The organism is Actinomycetes bacterium (assembly GCA_024222295.1).
Taxonomy (GTDB): domain Bacteria; phylum Actinomycetota; class Acidimicrobiia; order Acidimicrobiales; family Microtrichaceae; genus JAAEPF01.
Genome location: JAAEPF010000064.1, coordinates 1 through 1,323, shown reverse-complemented (window position 1 = coordinate 1,323; position 1,323 = coordinate 1). Strand labels below are relative to the sequence as shown.

Below are 1,323 nucleotides of genomic sequence, written 5' to 3'. Positions count from 1 at the left end.
CACTGGCTGACTCGTGGGCGCAGCGGCGGAGGTCATCGTGAGCGACGTCTCCAATCCGTACCACGCCGGGGAGATCTCGGTGCGCGCAACCCTCCACGGAGAGATCCTGGATGCGGCTGCGTGCCTCGCCGACCTCGAACGAGAGACCCAGGCGGTCCTGGCGTCCCTCGGGCGGCTGGGCGCAGACCTGGAGCGTGCGCGGGGGATCGGTGCACCACCCGACCACCACCGACGTATGCGCCAGTTGCGCCGCCGCATCGAGGACCTCGTCGAGGGGGCCCGGGCGGCCCACAGCATGCTCGGGCCAGCCGCGGAGGAGCCATGATTCGCAGGGACTGCACCCCGTACCAGTCTCGACTCTGGGATCACTACGACGCGCTGACCCAGGCCCGCATCTCCGCGCGGACCATGAACGCGCAGGGGCTGCCCTGCGCGCAGTACCACGCCCGCCTCGACAGGCTGGAGCGTGCCCTCCTCGGGCTGCTCCAGCGGTCGCACGCACACTGAGCGGACCCGATCCACTGGCGGGCATTGGCCCGCTGGTGGATCGGTGTTTCCCTATTCTGCTGACTAATCGGATCGGCGGTTTAGCCCTATTATCGGAGAGAGAATCAAGGAAAGAGGGAACGCAATGGCCAGCAAGTTTGAGAGCTACAACGGTAAGCAGTGTTTCGTGATGAGCCGCCGGGGCGGATGGACGATCATGGCGACCCTGGGGCGTGCGGGTCGTCGAGACACCCCACAGGCGTGCAGGTGGCTGTGCAAGCGTCGCGAGGGAATCAAGACAGACGTTTTCATCTTCGCCACGCGCATTGACGCGGAGCTGTTCGCCTCGAAGCATGCGGATCTCCGGGGCGGCTATTACCGCACGTCGCAGCCGGGGAGCTACACCAGCTACCGCCCCCTGGTCGAGGCGGTTTAGTCCTATGCCGAGAAGCGTTACCGGGTGGTAACGTTCCAGCCGTGGTCTAGCGCGACGTGGGGGCCTCGCGCTAGACTCTGATATGCCCCGTGCCATCGTCGTCATTGTCCTGGCTCTCGTCGCCCTGCCCCAGCCGGGGCGCGGCGAGGAGCCGGGCGGTGACCCTTTTTCAGACCCGGCCATCGGGGAAATGGCGCTGCCCCTGGCCCAGTGCGCGCTGGCTGAGTCTGGCGGGCACACTCCCGATGTGGTTGCAATCGTGTGGGTACTCGGCAAGCGGGCCCGGCAGGCAGGCATCCCGCCAGCGGAGATGGCGCGGCGGTATTGCCGCATCCACCGGGATGAGGCCCGAGGCCCGGGGCATGTTCGACGTCACCGACGCTGGCTCCTGGAGCTGGACT

3 protein-coding genes are annotated in these 1,323 nt (G+C 67.2%); all 3 read left to right on the top strand.

Annotation, left to right across the window (positions count from 1 at the left end; translation table 11 throughout):
* The first annotated feature begins 37 nt into the window (after window positions 1–37).
* A complete protein-coding gene (locus GY812_16305; protein MCP4437045.1) occupies window positions 38–325 on the top strand; it encodes a hypothetical protein in 288 nt (95 codons plus the stop codon).
* Entirely contained in the window at window positions 322–507 is a 186-nt protein-coding gene (locus GY812_16300; protein ID MCP4437044.1) for a hypothetical protein, read from the top strand. Before GY812_16305 ends, GY812_16300 begins: the two co-directional genes overlap by 4 nt.
* A 124-nt stretch (window positions 508–631) precedes the next feature.
* Window positions 632–922 carry a hypothetical protein gene (locus tag GY812_16295; GenBank protein ID MCP4437043.1) on the top strand — a complete coding sequence of 97 codons (291 nt, stop codon included), beginning with the start codon at window positions 632–634 and terminating at the stop codon, window positions 920–922.
* The last annotated feature ends 401 nt before the right edge of the window (window positions 923–1,323 follow it).